The sequence below is a fragment of the Sneathiella chungangensis genome (assembly GCF_009882935.1).
Lineage (GTDB): Bacteria > Pseudomonadota > Alphaproteobacteria > Sneathiellales > Sneathiellaceae > Sneathiella > Sneathiella chungangensis.
The window spans coordinates 668,664-683,859 of the sequence record NZ_WTVA01000001.1 but is presented as its reverse complement, the minus strand read 5'-3'; the positions used below and the strand labels follow the sequence as shown (position 1 = coordinate 683,859).

The 15,196-nt window shown below is 60.0% G+C and carries 16 protein-coding genes; 8 read left to right on the top strand and 8 right to left on the bottom strand.

The features are described 5' to 3' along the window. Window positions 1–53: 53 nt before the first annotated feature. Together GQF03_RS03405 and tenA are read left to right on the top strand one after the other, a co-directional pair. Entirely contained in the window at window positions 54–383 is a 330-nt protein-coding gene (locus GQF03_RS03405) for a ferredoxin family 2Fe-2S iron-sulfur cluster binding protein (protein WP_161337769.1), read from the top strand. Continuing rightward, window positions 383–1,051 (top strand): thiaminase II, encoded by a 669-nt coding sequence (gene tenA / locus GQF03_RS03400; protein ID WP_161337768.1) that lies wholly within the window; start codon window positions 383–385, stop codon window positions 1,049–1,051. The genes GQF03_RS03405 and tenA overlap by 1 nt, the downstream gene beginning before the upstream one ends. Before the next feature lie 10 nt (window positions 1,052–1,061). Here tenA and GQF03_RS03395 read toward each other — a convergent pair whose 3' ends face one another. Genes GQF03_RS03395 through GQF03_RS03380 form a run of 4 tightly spaced genes read right to left on the bottom strand, consistent with a single transcriptional unit; the run spans window position 1,062 to window position 5,492 of the window. Next, window positions 1,062–1,871: a phosphodiesterase gene (locus tag GQF03_RS03395; protein WP_161337767.1), complete on the bottom strand. Its 810-nt coding sequence runs from the start codon at window positions 1,869–1,871 to the stop codon at window positions 1,062–1,064. A 2-nt stretch (window positions 1,872–1,873) separates the two neighbouring features. Continuing rightward, window positions 1,874–3,187 (bottom strand): FAD-dependent oxidoreductase, encoded by a 1,314-nt coding sequence (locus tag GQF03_RS03390; RefSeq protein ID WP_161337766.1) that lies wholly within the window; start codon window positions 3,185–3,187, stop codon window positions 1,874–1,876. Window positions 3,188–3,204: 17 nt separating this feature from the next. After that, entirely contained in the window at window positions 3,205–4,137 is a 933-nt protein-coding gene (gene paaX / locus GQF03_RS03385) for a phenylacetic acid degradation operon negative regulatory protein PaaX (RefSeq protein WP_161337765.1), read from the bottom strand. Beyond that, a complete protein-coding gene (locus GQF03_RS03380; RefSeq protein WP_161337764.1) occupies window positions 4,134–5,492 on the bottom strand; it encodes an 8-oxoguanine deaminase in 1,359 nt (452 codons plus the stop codon). The genes paaX and GQF03_RS03380 overlap by 4 nt, the downstream gene beginning before the upstream one ends. 93 nt (window positions 5,493–5,585) lie before the next feature. On the opposite strand from GQF03_RS03380, the gene GQF03_RS03375 reads away from it, so the two are divergent. Then, window positions 5,586–6,287, top strand: a complete 702-nt coding sequence (locus GQF03_RS03375; RefSeq protein WP_161337763.1) for a Crp/Fnr family transcriptional regulator — start codon at window positions 5,586–5,588, stop codon at window positions 6,285–6,287. 7 nt (window positions 6,288–6,294) lie between these two features. Here GQF03_RS03375 and modC read toward each other — a convergent pair whose 3' ends face one another. The 4 genes from modC to metC are packed head-to-tail and all read right to left on the bottom strand — an operon-like array spanning window position 6,295 to window position 9,685. After that, window positions 6,295–7,365, bottom strand: coding sequence for a molybdenum ABC transporter ATP-binding protein (gene modC / locus GQF03_RS03370; protein ID WP_161337762.1), 1,071 nt, complete (start codon window positions 7,363–7,365; stop codon window positions 6,295–6,297). Then, a complete protein-coding gene (modB, locus tag GQF03_RS03365; RefSeq protein WP_161337761.1) occupies window positions 7,365–8,057 on the bottom strand; it encodes a molybdate ABC transporter permease subunit in 693 nt (230 codons plus the stop codon). Before modB ends, modC begins: the two co-directional genes overlap by 1 nt. Next, on the bottom strand, window positions 8,054–8,455 hold the full coding sequence (hisI, locus tag GQF03_RS03360; RefSeq protein ID WP_161337760.1) for a phosphoribosyl-AMP cyclohydrolase: 402 nt from the start codon (window positions 8,453–8,455) through the stop codon (window positions 8,054–8,056). Before hisI ends, modB begins: the two co-directional genes overlap by 4 nt. A 54-nt stretch (window positions 8,456–8,509) precedes the next feature. Next, window positions 8,510–9,685, bottom strand: coding sequence for a cystathionine beta-lyase (gene metC, locus GQF03_RS03355; RefSeq protein ID WP_161337759.1), 1,176 nt, complete (start codon window positions 9,683–9,685; stop codon window positions 8,510–8,512). A 311-nt stretch (window positions 9,686–9,996) separates the two neighbouring features. On the opposite strand from metC, the gene GQF03_RS03350 reads away from it, so the two are divergent. The 5 genes from GQF03_RS03350 to GQF03_RS03330 all read left to right on the top strand — a co-directional run bounded on the left by GQF03_RS03350 (window position 9,997) and on the right by GQF03_RS03330 (window position 15,158). Then, complete coding sequence (locus GQF03_RS03350; RefSeq protein WP_161337758.1) at window positions 9,997–11,013, top strand: transporter substrate-binding domain-containing protein; 1,017 nt, start codon at window positions 9,997–9,999, stop codon at window positions 11,011–11,013. A 116-nt stretch (window positions 11,014–11,129) separates the two neighbouring features. Further along, entirely contained in the window at window positions 11,130–12,320 is a 1,191-nt protein-coding gene (locus GQF03_RS03345; RefSeq protein WP_161337757.1) for an amino acid ABC transporter permease, read from the top strand. Between the two features lies 1 nt (window position 12,321). Beyond that, the gene (locus GQF03_RS03340) at window positions 12,322–13,425 is read left to right on the top strand and encodes an amino acid ABC transporter permease (RefSeq protein ID WP_161337756.1); all 1,104 of its coding nucleotides are present in this window, start codon (window positions 12,322–12,324) and stop codon (window positions 13,423–13,425) included. A gap of 12 nt (window positions 13,426–13,437) precedes the next feature. Continuing rightward, window positions 13,438–14,208 carry an amino acid ABC transporter ATP-binding protein gene (locus GQF03_RS03335; RefSeq protein WP_161337755.1) on the top strand — a complete coding sequence of 257 codons (771 nt, stop codon included), beginning with the start codon at window positions 13,438–13,440 and terminating at the stop codon, window positions 14,206–14,208. A gap of 425 nt (window positions 14,209–14,633) precedes the next feature. Beyond that, window positions 14,634–15,158, top strand: coding sequence for a hypothetical protein (locus GQF03_RS03330; RefSeq protein WP_161337754.1), 525 nt, complete (start codon window positions 14,634–14,636; stop codon window positions 15,156–15,158). Window positions 15,159–15,196: the final 38 nt, after the last annotated feature.

Below are 15,196 nucleotides of genomic sequence, written 5' to 3'. Positions count from 1 at the left end.
GCGGCCGTCAGGATAGGTAAAAACAAGAAAGTTGTTCAGGAGTTTACGCCCGCATGCCGAAAATGACCTTTATCAAGCCCGACGGCACCCGACAGGAAGTTGATGCGCCGCTTGGCATGACAATCCTGGAAATCGCCCATCGTAACGATATCGACCTTGAGGGCGCCTGCGAGGGGAGCCTTGCCTGCTCGACCTGCCATATCATCGTCTCGGAGGAGGATTTCGAGCGCCTGCCCGACCCGACCGAGGATGAGGAGGACATGCTCGATCTCGCCTATGGCCTGACGCGCACCTCGCGCCTTGGCTGCCAGATCGAGATCACCGAGGAGCTGGACGATCTCGTCGTGACCCTGCCCGGCGGATCCAACAACATGATGCTGTGATGGCCGCGGGGCTTTTCGAACGTCTGAAGGCCGATAACCGGCCGGTCTGGGACGCCTATACCCGTCATGAATTTGTCGCGGGCCTGCAAACGGGGGACCTTCCCGAGGCTGCCTTTCAATATTATCTCAAGCAGGACTATCTCTTCCTGATCCAGTTCGCGCGGGCCTATGCGCTCGCCATCTACAAGGCCGACAATCTCGCCGAAATGCGCTCGGCGCTGGCCGGGGTGAAGGCCATTCTCGAGATGGAGATGGAGCTGCATGTGGGCTATTGCGCCGACTGGGGCATTGCCGCGTCGGAGCTGGAAAGCCTTGAGGAAGCGCCGGAAAATATCGCCTATACCCGTTTCGTGCTGGAGCGTGGCATGGCGGGCGACCTGCTCGACCTCATGGTCGCGCTTAGCCCCTGCGCCATCGGCTACGGGGAGATCGGGGCGCGGCTCGCCAAATCGCGCGAGACGAAGATCGAGGGCAATCCCTATATCACCTGGATCGAGATGTATGCGGGCGATGACTATCAGCAGCTGGTTGCCGACATGGCGGCGGAGATCGACGCGCTGGCGGTCAAACGATTTACCGAGGCCCGCTTTCCCGACCTCTCCAAAACCTTCGCCACCGCGACAAAGCTGGAAGCGGATTTCTGGCAGATGGGCCTCACCGCGCTCTAGGCGCGGCTTCCTACGAGACGACGCCGTCCTTGAGGGTCCAGGCGATCTTGTAGTCCTTCACATAGTCGCTGTGGGTGACGAGGCCGTCCGTCTCGGTCCAGTAATGCAGGAGATATTCCGGCGGCTCGAACGCCGTGCCGAGCTCGTTCTTCTCGCCGAGCAGCAGGCGGACCTGATGCGAGGTGGAGGGGCAGCACTGGGCGAGCGCGCCGCCGACCAGCTTCTGGATGGCGCGGTGCAGATGGCCGCAGAGGATCCGCTCGATATGATCATGGCGGTCAATCACCTCGGCGAAGGCCGCCCGGTCGAGGAGGCCCATCTCGTCCATGCTGACCAGCCCGGTCCTGAACGGCGGGTGATGCATGAAGATGACGACCGGCCGCGTCGTCTCCACCGCCAGTTCGCGGTCCAGCCAGGCGAGCTGCTCCTCGCCGAGGAACCCTTGCGGCTTGCCATGCAGGTTGGTGTCGAGACAGATGAATTTCAGCGGCCAGCCATCGACGGCATAGCAAAGATCCCCGCTTTTCGGCAGATAGTCATGATCGGGAAATTGCGCGCGCAGGAGGGCGCAGTCATCATGATTGCCGGGCAGCAGATAGACCGGCATCTTGAATTCGGGCAGGATCTCTTTCAGGACGTCATATTCCTTGCGCTTCGCGGAATTCACGAGATCGCCCGTCAGGAACACCAGATCGGGCCGGTTGACGCTGCTGTTCACATGCCGCGCCGCCTCGACCAGCTTCTCGGCGGGACGATAGAGTTTGGCAAATTCGTCATCGGCGGTCGCAATATGGCAATCGCTGAGCTGCGCAATCAGCATGGCTATCCTTGTTCCTTTACGACAGAGAGCATATCACGGGTGCGGACAAATTTCCTCCGCGGAGATTTTTCGCCGGCGCGGGCGACTTCCGCGGCATCGATCTTCTTCCAGTCCTCGAAGGAGACGGCGTGGATATCCTTCTCCCGGCACCAGGCATCGAGGCCCGCCGGACCCGCCTTCGCCGGATCGCCGCCGCCCGCGAAATCCTCCATCATCCGCTCGACGACATTCTGGCTGTCGATGCGGTTGGTGCCGATGGTGCCCGAGGGTCCGCGCTTGGCCCAGCCGACCACATAGAGCCCCTCGGCGACGCGCCCCTCGTCATTGCGGACGATGCCCTTCTCGACGGGCAGCCCCTCGAGGATGCCCATCTCGTATCCGATGCAGGAGACGAGAAGCTGGCAGGCGATCTCGTAGGTCTCGCCGGTGCCGACGGCCTTGCCATCGACGATCTTGTTACGCTCGAAGCGGACGCCGGTGATGGCGTCGCCTCCGAGAATCTCGACGGGGCTTGCCAGGAAATCGAGATAGATCGCGCGGTCCTTCACGCCGGGCGTGATATGCTCGAAACTCCGGAGCAGGTCGAGATTGGTGTTGACGACGCGCTCCTCCTTCTTGTCCTCGGAGGTGAATTCGTCGGGCAGGAGGGTCTTGTCGGTATAGGGTTTGGCGGAAATAAGTTCGGCGAATTCGCTGAGCTCCTTGGAGGAAAACTGCGCATTCTCCGGCGCCCGCCGCCCGACCACATGCACGGACTTGAGGGGGCTCTTGAAAATCTCCGCCGCGGCATGGTCGGCGAGGTCGGAGGCGGCCATTTCATCCGCCGTCCGCATCAGGATGCGCGCCACGTCGAGGGCGACATTGCCGTTGCCGATCACCGCCGCCGTCTCGATATCGAGGTTGGGCACGGCGTCGGCAAATTCCGGATGGCCGTTATACCAGTAGACGAAGGTCTGCGCGCCGAAGACGCCGTCCTTGTCCTCCCCGGGGATGCCGAGGCTACGGTCCTTCGGCGTGCCGGTGGCGATGACGACGATATCGTAAATCTCGCGCAACTTGGCGAGCGGGATATCGCTGCCCAGGCCGATATTGCCGACGAAGCGGACATTGTCATTCTCCATCACCTTGTCATAGGCGCGGGTGACGTTTTTCGTCGTCTGGTGATCCGGCGCCACCCCGGCGCGGACCAGGCCGTAAGGCGTCGCCAGCTTGTCGATGATATCTATCTGACTTTCGGGGCTTTTCTTGACGATGGCGCCCGCCGTATACATTCCCGCCGGCCCGGAGCCGACAATACAGATCTTCAACCCTGCCATTTTTTTAACTCTTTTTGTTACCGTTTCAGGCCGCCGAAGCGGGCGTTAAATTCCTCCGAAGCGGGAGGCAGCTTCCCGTTTGCATTCTCAAGTACGCGCATCAGATGCTGTTCGGCGCCCTCCCAGACCTGGCCGTAGATGTCCCGGAACAGGCTCCGCGCCTCGTTGCCGTTCCATCCCTCCGGCAGCAGTTCCGCCGGCAGCATCGGGTCCCTGAGCAGGACCCTGCGGTAATCATGCACCAAGAGACTGCGAATAATAAAACATTTTTTTTCATCCCAGGCGCCACCGCCGCCGCCGGCGGCCGCGAACTTGCCGAAATGCCGGATGAAACGGGCGTAGTCGGCCTCCAGATGCTTGAGGTTCCAGCCCTTGGCGACAAGAATATTCGGGCTGTCGAACGGGGTATCGCCGGGCCCCTCGGCGCTCAGCAGGGTCACCTTGCCCGTGAGGTCGAGATCGGTGAGCAGCGTCTCGACACTCGCCGCCGTCGCCGTCGGATGGGCATGGATGCCCGCGCCGAGATCGCCGAAGCCGAGCCAGCCGAGCTCCGTCTCCAGCTTGCGCCGGTCGGCATCCGCAAGGTCGCGGCGGGCGACGAACAGGAAGAGCCATTTTCCATTCCACGGAATGTCCCCGGCGGCATAGATGCGCGTCGTCGCCTCGGCGAAGCGGTGCTGTCCGGTCCGGGTCAGGCTGTAGAAGCTTTTGCGGCCGATCTGTTTGGAGGACAGCAGTCCTTCCTTCTGCAGGCGGAAGACTGCGGTGCGGACCACCCGCTCGTTGAGGCCGAGCGGCTCGACCAGCGTGATCAGACTGCCGAGCCAGACGGTGCCGCCATGCGGCGAGACGCAATCGCCCCAGACGGTGACGAGCAGCGATTTCGCCTTGAGGTCGAGCTTTTTGAACAGCGCGGCGAGGGACGGATCGGCTTTCGTCGGCCTGGTCATGCGGCCCCCGCCTGCAATTTATCGCCGAGCGACTGGTGATGCGCCATCAGGGCGGCAAGGTCGAGGCCGGGAATTTCGCCGCCCGTTACCCGCCATTGCCCGGCCACCATCACATGATCGGCGCGGCTCGCCCCGCAGAGGAGCAGGGCGGCCAGCGGATCGCCGGCGCCGGAGAAGCGCGGCTCGTCAAGGCGGAAAAGGGCGAGATCGGCCTGCATCCCGACCTCGAGCCGTCCGATATCGTCGCGGCCGAGGCAGCGGGCGGAGCCTTCCGTCGCCCAGCGGTAGGCGGCCTGGTGCGTGACCTCGCCCGCCGGATAGCGCAGCCGTTGCAGGAGCAGCGCCTGCCGCACTTCCTGGATCATGTTCGAGCCATCGTTGGAGGCGGAGCCGTCGACGCCGAGGCCGACCGGCGATCCGGCCCGCTCCAGCTCCAGCGTGCGGGCGATGCCCGACGAGAGAATCATGTTCGACGACGGGCAATGAGTGATGCCGACCCCGGCGCGCCCGAGCCGCGCAATTTCCGCATCGTTGAAATGGATGCCATGGGCGAGCCAGACGTCATCCGCCAGCCAGCCGACCTTCTCGAGATAATCGACGGGGCGCAGGCCGAACATCTTCTCGCAAAAGGCCGTCTCGTCATGGGTTTCGGCGAGATGGGTATGCAGCCGCACGTCGTGGACGCGGGCGAGGCGGGCGGACTCTGCCATCAAATCCGTGCTGACCGAGAAGGGGGAGCAGGGGGCGAGCGCGATCTGCGTCATCGCGCCCGGTTTTGCATCGTGATAGCGGGTGATCAGCCGCTTACTGTCGGCCAGGATGACGTCCTCCTCCTGCACCGTCGATTGCGGCGGCAGGCCACCCTGATCCTCGCCCAGGCTCATGGAACCGCGGGTGAGATGCACCCGGACGCCGAGGGACGCCGCCTCCGCCACCTGGATGTCGATGGCATCGAGCAGCTTTTCCGGGAACAGGTAATGATGATCGGCGGCAGTGGTGCAGCCCGAGAGGAGAAGTTCCGCGAGCGCGAGGCGGGAGGCGGCGGCCATCATCTCCTCATCCAGCCGCGCCCAGACCGGATAGAGCGCCTGCAGCCAGGGAAACAGCGGCTTGTTGAGCGCGGCGGGGCAGGCGCGGGTCAGGGTCTGGTAGAAATGATGATGGGTATTGATCAGGCCGGGAAGCAGCACATGGCGCGAGGCATCGAAGATCACCGGTTTCTCGCCCTCGGCGAACGTCGGCCGGCCGCCCTTGGGCACCAGCTCCGCGATCCGCTGCCCGCGGATGACGACCCCGCCGGCCGCGGCGGCGTTGAGTGAGGCCAGCGGCTCCCTGATCCAGATTGTCTCCGCCAAATTCCACCCTTAGCTTACTGTTTTGATTTTCAATTTTATCCTTTATAGTCTGCATCGGTCTTGGGGGACAAGGGGGACTGGGGTCCGGGGGATATGCAAAATCTCGACAATATCGAATTGCTGAAGGGGCTGTCGGCGCAGGAGCGGGCGGCCATCGCGGCGAAATGCGTCTGGCGGACATTCGGCGCGCATGAACAGATTCTCGAACGCTCCACCGACAGCCGCGATATGTATTTCGTGGTGAACGGCAGCGTCAATATCGTCAATTACGGCGTCTCGGGCCGCGAGGTGACCTACGCCACCGTCGGGGAGGGGCAGTATTTCGGCGAACTGTCGGCGATCGACGGGCATGCGCGTTCGGCCAATGTGGTGGCGAATACGCGCTGCCTGCTGGCCAGCCTCAGCCCAGAGCTGTTCCAGGAGCTGCTGCTGCAGAACCCGCCGATCATGATGTCGGTGCTGCAACGGCTGGTGCGGATCATCCGAATCAACGACGATCGCATCCTCGATCTCTCGACCCTCGGTGCGGTGCAGCGGGTCTGCCAGGAACTTCTGCGCATGGCCGAACCGGATCCGGTGACGGCGGGCAGCTGGCTGATTTATCCGATGCCGACCCAGAGCGTGATCGCGAGCCGTGTCTCGACAATGCGCGAGACCGTCGCCCGGGTGCTGGGGCAGCTGTCCCACGAAGGCATGGTGCTGAAAAAGGGAAAGACGCTCTATCTCAAGGACAAGGCGGCGATCGAGGATTATATCAAGACGCTCGCCATGACATCGGGGCAGAGCGGGCGCTAGAGCGGGGTCAGGATCGGCTGATCGTCACGGCTTTCACCAGCGCCCAGACCGGCGTTCCCTTCCTCAGACCCATTTCCTCGAAGGATTTGCGGGTGATGCGCGCGGCCAGCGGAAAGCCGACGTCGAGCAGCAGTTCCTCCATCCCCGGCGCGCCGGCGCAATTGTCGGCAACTTCCCCCTTGAAGCGGTTGAGGATGGAGAGGCCGGCCGGTTTCTTGAGCGAGATGGCGACGTCGCTGGCCCGGATGCGCAGGCGCATCGGCGTGCCGACCTCCTTCTCATCGCCGATAAGATAGAGCCGCCCGCCGCCCGGCGTATCGAGGATCAGCATATGATGGCTGCGGTCGTAATCGGCGACCGTCGCCTCGACCAGTGTTCCGGCTTCGGGGCCGCCCGCATAGGGCATCAGATAGAGACGGCTGAAGATATCCGCCGTCTGGCCCGTCGCCTTCATCTCCCCCTTGTCGAGCAGCAGCAGCGTATCGGCGAGGCGGGTGATCTCCCCGATCGAATGGGAGATATAGAGCGTCGTGATATTGAACTCGGATTTCAGCTCCTCGATCAGCGGCAGGATTTCGCTTTTGCGCCCCTCGTCGAGGCTGGACAGCGGCTCATCCATGATCAGCATGCCCGGATTGCTGAGGACAGCGCGGCCAATGGCGACGCGCTGGCGCTCCCCACCCGAGAGCGAGGCCGGCTTGCGGCCCAGCAGATCGCCGATCCCGAGGATGTCGACGACGCGCTGGAACGGGATCCTGCCCGCCTTGCGCGGCCGTCCCTTCCCATAGTCGAGGTTGCCGCGCACGGTATAATGCGGGAACAGGCGATGTTCCTGGAAGACGAAGCCGATATTGCGCCGCTGCACGGGGATGTTGATTTTCTTCTCGCTGTCGAACAACAGGCGCTCGCCGATGCGGACATGCCCCTCGTCCGGGGGGAGGAGCCCGGCAATCATCTGCGCGATCAGGGTCTTTCCCGCGCCGGAGGGGCCGAACAGCGCGGTCAGCCCGCTTTCGGCGGTGAAGGCGACGTCGAGGGTGAAGTCCCCCAGCTGTTTCCTGAGCCGGATATCGAGCATCAGCGCCCTCCCAGCCGCGCCTGGGAGCGGCGGGCCAGCCATTCAGAGAGCGCGATGGCGGCGAAGGCGAGAAGAACCGAGACGATGACGAGGCGCCAGAGCGCGCTTTCCGCATCCGGCGTCTGCAGCAGCGTGAAGATGGCGAGCGGCAGCGTCTGCGTCTCGCCCGGGATATTGGCGACGAAGGTGATGGTCGCGCCGAACTCGCCGAGCGCCTTGGCGAATCCCAGGGTAATCCCGGCGAGGATGCCCGGCGCAATCAGCGGCAGCGTGATGGTGAGGAAGACCATGAGCGGCGAGCGGCCGAGGGTCAGGGCCGCCACCTCGAGATTCTTATCGACCGCCTCGATCGCCTGGCGGAGGGCGCGGACGATGAAGGGAAAGGCCATGACCGCGGTGGCCGCGACGACGCCCTTCCAGTTGAAGATCAGCGAGATGCCGAACTGCTCATGCAGCCAGCCGCCGATGACGCCGCGGTTGCCGAGGGTGACGAGCAGGAAATAGCCGACGACGACGGGCGGCAGGAAAATCGGCAGATGGACAAGGACGGTCACCAGCGTCTTGCCGTAGAAGTCGCGGCGGGCGAGGAGCCAGGCGACCAGCAGCGCCGGGATGAAGGACACGGCGACGCACCAGATCGCGACTTTCAGCGACAGCAGGATAACCTCGATCTCTGCCGGTGAGATGGTCATGGGCCCGGTGTCTTCTGCCCGTACATCGCTTCGGGGGAGATCTCGACGTCGCTGATGATCTCCGCCTTGCCGTCCCGGATGCTGGTGAAGAAGCAGTTATGGCGGCCGGTATGGCAGGCGACGCCGGTCTGCTCGACAAGCAGGAGCAATGTGTCGCCGTCGCAATCGATGCGGAAATCGACGAGCTGCTGCACATGGCCGGAGGTTTCCCCCTTGCGCCAGAGCGACTGGCGCGAGCGCGACCAGTAGCAGACCTGTCCCGTTTCCAGCGTCTCGAGAACGGCGTCGGCATTCATCCAGGCCATCATCAGCACCTCGCCGGTGTCATGCTGCTGGGCGATCGCGGGAACGAGGCCGTGCGAATCGAAACTGATCTTGTCGAGAATGTCGCTGGTCATCCGAAACTTTTACCTCAAACAATCGACTCTGTCCGCCGATTCGATAAATTTTATCTATTTTGCCGCATTCAGGCGGTTGAACCCGGCCTCGAGATCAGCAATCAGGTCCTCAACCGCCTCAAGGCCGATATGCAGCCGGAGAAGCGGGTTGGTGTTGTCCCATGTCGTCGCCGTCCGATAGCTGGTCGGGTCGGCGAGAATGATCAGGCTCTCATATCCTCCCCAGGAGTAGCCCATGCCGAACAGCTCAAGGTCGTCGAGGAAGGCGGCGATCGCGTCTTTCGACACCTCCTTAAGTCGCATAGAGAACAATCCGGACGATCCGGTGAAGTCGCGTTTCCAGATCGCATGTCCCGGATCGTCGGGCAGCGCCGGATGCAGCACCGAATGAACCTCCGGCCGGCCCTTCAGCCATTCGGCCACGGCAATCGCGTTGACCATATGCTGTTTCAGCCGCACCGACAGGGTGCGCATGCCGCGCTGGGCGAGATAGACGTCATCCGGTCCCGCCGTCTGCCCCATCATGTTGGCACCCTTCTGCAGGACGGGCCAGCAGTCCTTCGTCGTGGTGACGATCCCGAGCATCACATCGGAATGGCCGACGATATATTTGGTGCCCGCCTGGATCGAGATATCGACGCCATGATCGAAGGGTTTGAAGAAGAGGGGGGAGGCCCAGGTATTGTCCATCATCACCCGCGCATCCCTTGCATGCGCTACGTCCGCGATGGCCGGGATATCCTGCATCTCGAAGGTTTGCGACCCCGGCGCCTCGACATAGACAAGGCGGGTCTCGGGGCGGATCAGATCGGCGATCCCGGCCCCGATCAGCGGGTCGTAATAGGTCACCTCGATGCCGAAACGGGACAGCACATTGTCGCAGAAAATCCGGCTCGGTCCATAGACGCTGTCGGTCATGAGAAGATGGTCGCCGGACTTCAGGAAGGCCAGCATCGCATGGGAGACGGCGGCAAGGCCGGAGGGGAAAACCTGGGCGCGGTATCCACCCTCAAGCTCGGCCACCGCATCCTCCAGCGACCAGGTGGTGGGGGTGCCGATGCGGCCATAGGAAACGACCCGTTCACCGGCCGCGCGCGCGGCATGGGTTTTCTGCAATTCCGCCAATGACGGATAGAGAACGGTCGAGGCATGATAGACCGGCGCGTTGACGATCCCGAAATTGTCCTCCGGATGCCGTCCCGCGACGACGATTTTTGTTTCTTCTTTCATGTTAATAATACCCGCCAAGCAGTTACTTTTTTCTCCTTTGTGAATATAGGAAGCGGGGCGAACTTAAAAGGGCAAATTTCAGCCGCCGGAACCCGCAAAAAAGCGAATTTTTCGCAATTGCAGCAAATTTTTACATTGACGCATGAAACAAAAATACTATCGTCAAAGACTTAGAAGATCATGATAACTTAAATTGTGATTTTCGAATGTAATTCACGCAAATGCTCAGAAAAAGGATTAAAACCTTAGAAGAAGTATGTGATTTACCGGATTAAAATTGACTAGTTATCAATGGACAGGAAGGTCATTTCATGAAAAAAGCGAGTTTTATTGCTGTCGCAACAGCAGCAACTTTTATGGCGACAGCGGCGACCGCAGCGACCCTGGATGATGTAAAAGCCAAGGGCTTCATCCAATGTGGTGTTACGACAGGTCTGGCGGGTTTTGCCGCTCCGAACAACGATGGTCAGTGGGAAGGCTTTGACGTGGACTTCTGTCGCGCCATGGCTGCCGCCATCTTCGCCGATCCGGGCAAAGTGAAATACACGCCGACCACCGCGAAGGAGCGTTTCACCGCGCTGCAGTCCGGTGAAATCGACGTGCTGGCCCGGAACACAACCTGGACCTTCAGCCGCGACGTCAACCTCGGTTTCGAGTTCGTTGGCGTCAACTACTATGACGGTCAGGGCTTCATGGTCAAAAAGGCTCTCGGCGTGAAATCCGCGCTTGAACTTGACGGCGCGCGTGTCTGCGTGCAGTCCGGTACGACGACGGAACTCAACCTCGCCGACTATTTCACCGCCAACGGCATGAAATATGACTCGGTCGTTTTCGACACCGCTGACGAGGTTCGCGAAGCCTATCTGAAGGATACCTGCGACGTCTATACGACGGACCAGTCCGGTCTGTATGCACAGCGGTCGGTGATTGCCGATCCGGAAGCGCATATCGTTCTGCCGGAAGTGATCTCGAAAGAGCCGCTCGGCCCGCTCGTCCGTCATGGCGACAACCAGTGGGGTGACATTGCCCGCTGGACGCTGAACGCGATGATCGAAGGCGAAGAGCTGAACATCTCTTCGGCCAATGTTGACGATCTGAAGGCAAACACCAAGAACCCGAGCATCCAGCGTATCCTGGGTGTCAACGGCGATCTCGGCCAGCAGCTCGGTCTCTCCAACGACTGGGCCTACAACATCATCAAGATGGTGGGTAACTACGGCGAAAGCTTCGCCCGCAACCTTGGTGAAGGCACGGCATTGAACATTGCCCGGGGCCTGAACGCCCAGTGGAACAAGGGGGGTATCCTCTACTCACCGCCACTGCGTTAAGGTCAGGTTCGCTGATGAACTGAGGAAAGAGCACATGATCCCCTGATCCGGGAGCCATGTGCTCTTTTCCTTTCAGCGAACGAGAGTTGTAGCAACGCCTGGGGAGGTAACAGTGTATGACCACAGATGTACAAGGTTCGGCGTCCAGCGATAGCATGTTGAGAGACCCGCGGGTCCGGGCAATCTTTTACCAGATTCTCGTCATCGTTCTCATCGTTCTTTTTGTCGCTTACGTCGGGCACAACACCGCGATCAATCTGGAAAAGCGTGGCATCGCGTCCGGATTTAACTTTCTAAGTCAGCCGTCAGGGTTCGGTATCGGCATCGTCCTGCTGATGGATTACAGCAGCCAGACATCCACCCATCTCGATGTTCTGATCATCGGTATCATCAATACCCTTGCCGTGTCGCTGTCCGGCATATTCCTGGCCACCATCATCGGCTTCATTTTCGGCGTGCTGCGGCTGTCGAAAAACTGGGTCGTCAACAAGATCGCCGCCGTCTATATCGAGGTGATCCGCAATATCCCGCTGCTGGTGCAGCTGATGTTCTGGTATTTCGCCGTGCTTTCGGTGCTGCCGCTCGTCGGGGACAGCATCCGCTTTGGCGAAAGCTTCTTTATCAATAACCGCGGGGTCAATTTCCCGGCGATCATCCCATCGAACGGCTTCTGGGTCATTCCGGTGACGCTGTTGGTCGCGATCGTCCTGTCGATCATCATCGGGAAATGGGCGCGTCGGCGCCAGGACCTGACCGGTCAGCCGTTTCCGGTTTTCCTGACCAGTCTTGCCCTGATCATCATTTTGCCGGTGATCGCCACGCTCGTCATGGGGTCGCCCTTCACGATGAGCTATCCGGAATTCGGCCGGTTCAGCATCACGGGCGGCTGGTCGCTGGAACCTGAGTTCCTGGCGCTGCTGCTGGGCCTCTCGATCTATACCGGCGCCTTCATCGCGGAGATTGTCCGTTCGGGCATCAATTCGGTCAGTCACGGCCAGACGGAGGCCGCGCATTCGCTCGGCGTTCGCCCGGGCATGACGATGCGGTTGGTGATCCTGCCGCAGGCGCTCCGGGTGATCGTTCCGCCGCTGACCAGCCAATATCTGAACCTCACGAAAAACTCCTCCCTCGCGACCGCCATCGGCTATGCGGATATTACGGCCATCTTCGCCGGAACCTCGCTCAACCAGACCGGTCAGGCGATCGAGGTGATTTTCATTACGATGTTGTTCTACCTCGTCATAAGCCTCCTGATTTCGATGTTTATGAACTGGTACAACAAACGCATTGCATTGGTGGAGAGATAAGATGGCAATAGTCAAAACAGAACGCCATGAGGATCTGCCGCCCCCTGTAAGCCAGACCGGCGTGATCGGCTGGATGCGGGAGAATCTGTTCTCAAGTCCGCTCAACGCGCTTTTGACGGTGGTCTCGATCTATGTGATCTACTGGGCGCTGAGCGGGATCATCTCCTATGCCTTCATCAACGCCAATTTCGTCGGCGAAACCCGGGAGGATTGCACCGGATCGGGCGCCTGCTGGGTCTTTATCAAGGCCCGCTTCGGCCAGATCATGTACGGCTTCTACCCGGTGGAGGAACGCTGGCGGGTCGATGTCGGCTATGTGCTGGCGGCGATCGGGCTGTTCTTTGTCCTGTCGGACGTGGTCAAGAACAAGAAATGGCCGGCGCTTTACCTGTTCGTCTTCGTGCCGGTGGCCTGCTTCTTCCTGTTCTCGGGCGGATATTTCGGCCTGGAAGTTGTCGAAACCTCGCAGTGGGGCGGGTTGTTCCTGACCCTGGTGCTGGCCTCGGTGTCGATTTTCGTCTCCCTGCCGCTGGGCATTGTCCTGGCGCTCGGGCGGCGATCCTCCATGCCGATCGTGCGCATGCTCTGCGTCGGCTTTATCGAGTTCGTGCGCGGGGTGCCGTTGATCACGGTGCTGTTCATGGCCTCGGTCATGCTGCCGCTGTTCCTGCCCGAAGGCATGAACTTCGACAAGCTCATCCGGGCGCTCGTCGGCATGTCGCTCTTCTCCGCGGCCTATATGGCCGAGGTGGTGCGCGGCGGCCTGCAGGCAATCCCGAAAGGCCAGATGGAGGCGGCGAAAAGCCTCGGTCTCGGATACTGGCAGGCCATGGGGCTGATCATACTGCCGCAGGCGCTCAAGATTTCCATTCCGTCCATCGTCAACACCTTCATCGGCCTGTTCAAGGACACGACGCTGGTGCTGATCATCGGACTGCTGGACCTCTTGAGCATCGTCAAGGCCGGAACCACCGATAAGGAATGGGTCGGGATGGCGACCGAAGGCTATGTCTTCGTTGCCGCCGTCTTCTGGGTCTTCTGCTTCGGTATGTCACGTTACAGCATCTGGTTGGAGAACAAGCTCCATACCGGTCACAAAAGATAGGAGGCAGAGAAAATGAGTGAAGCTGCCAAGACTCAGTCACAAAACGACGTTGCGATCCAGATCATCGGGATGCACAAATGGTATGGCGAGTTCCATGTCCTCAAAGACATCAACCTGACGGTTGACCGGGGCGAGCGGATCGTTGTCTGCGGGCCCTCGGGCTCGGGCAAATCGACGATGATCCGCTGCATCAACCGGCTGGAGGAACATCAGCAGGGCCAGATCATTGTCGACGGGATCGAACTGACCAACGATGTGAAGAAGATCGACGAAATCCGCCGCGAGGTGGGGATGGTCTTCCAGCATTTCAACCTGTTCCCGCATCTGACGGTTCTGGAGAATTGCACGCTGGCGCCGATCTGGGTGCGCAAGACCCCGAAGGCGGAGGCCGAGGCCACGGCGATGAAGTTCCTGGAACGGGTGAAAATCCCGGAGCAGGCGCTGAAATATCCGGGCCAGCTCTCCGGCGGACAGCAGCAGCGCGTGGCGATTGCCCGCTCGCTCTGCATGAACCCGCGCATCATGCTGTTCGATGAGCCGACATCGGCGCTGGACCCGGAAATGATCTCCGAGGTGCTGGACACCATGATCAGCCTCGCCGAGGAGGGCATGACCATGATCTGCGTGACCCATGAAATGGGCTTCGCGAAGACCGTCGCCGACAGGGTGATCTTCATGGATGCCGGCGAGATTATCGAGCAGGCGCCGCCGACCGAGTTCTTCGAGAACCCGCAAAGCGAACGCACCCAGCTGTTCCTCAGCCAGATCCTGCATAACGCATAGGCGCTACTGCACGTGCCAGAAAAAACCCGGCGGGGGAGTACGCCGGGTTTTTTTGCGTATTGATATACCGATTATTCTATTTAATATAGTATTCAATTTAGCTTTTGTCTCTGTTAATGTTTCATAAACAATGCGTTGATATGATGTTGACAAATGTAAACATTGAATTATATTCGGTGTTGTCGCGTGACTAGACCAAGACATCCAGACAAGCATATTGAAAATGCTGTTAGTTATGCTGAATTGAATGGCTGGACTGTCAAATTATCCAAAGGGCATGCCTGGGGCAGGCTATATTGTTATTTTCATGACAGAGAGGGGTGCATACTTTCTGTGTGGTCGACGCCGAGAAATGCGCAAAATCATGCAAAGAATATTATGAGAGCCGTGGATCGTTGTCCGCATAGTGAGAAGGAGAATTGATTATGAAAACATTTGAATTCTCTATCATTGCCTCCGGTCGGAGTATCGAAGATGATGACTTCGTGAACGCTGTTTTCGAAGCCGGCTGTGACGATGCCACTTTATCGTTTCAGAAAGGCGTGATTATTGCCGAATTTGAAAGGGAAGCGGAGTCCTTCGCAAAAGCCATTGCTTCAGCTTGTTCCCAGCTTCATCAGACCGGGCTGAAAATCGAGCGGATTGAACCTGACTATCTGGTAAGCCTGTCGGAGATCGCGGAACGCTCGGATTTAAGTAAGCAAGCCATTTCATACTACATCAAGGGCGAGAGGCTGGAAGGTTTTCCTCTTCCGGCGGCCAAGGTTACATCGAAGCACCCTCTCTGGGACTGGTATCAAGTGGCAGATTGGTTGTGGCGCAATAACAATCTCCCCAGAGAAGCAGTGATCCAAGCCAAGGTCGTGAAGGAAGCAAATATGAACATTGATTTGCTGGACATGCCCGGCAGCATGTTTTCATCGAGATTGGAGCAATGTGAGCTTAATTAGACCCTTCAGAAAAAGGAAAAAACCCGGCGGGGGAGTAC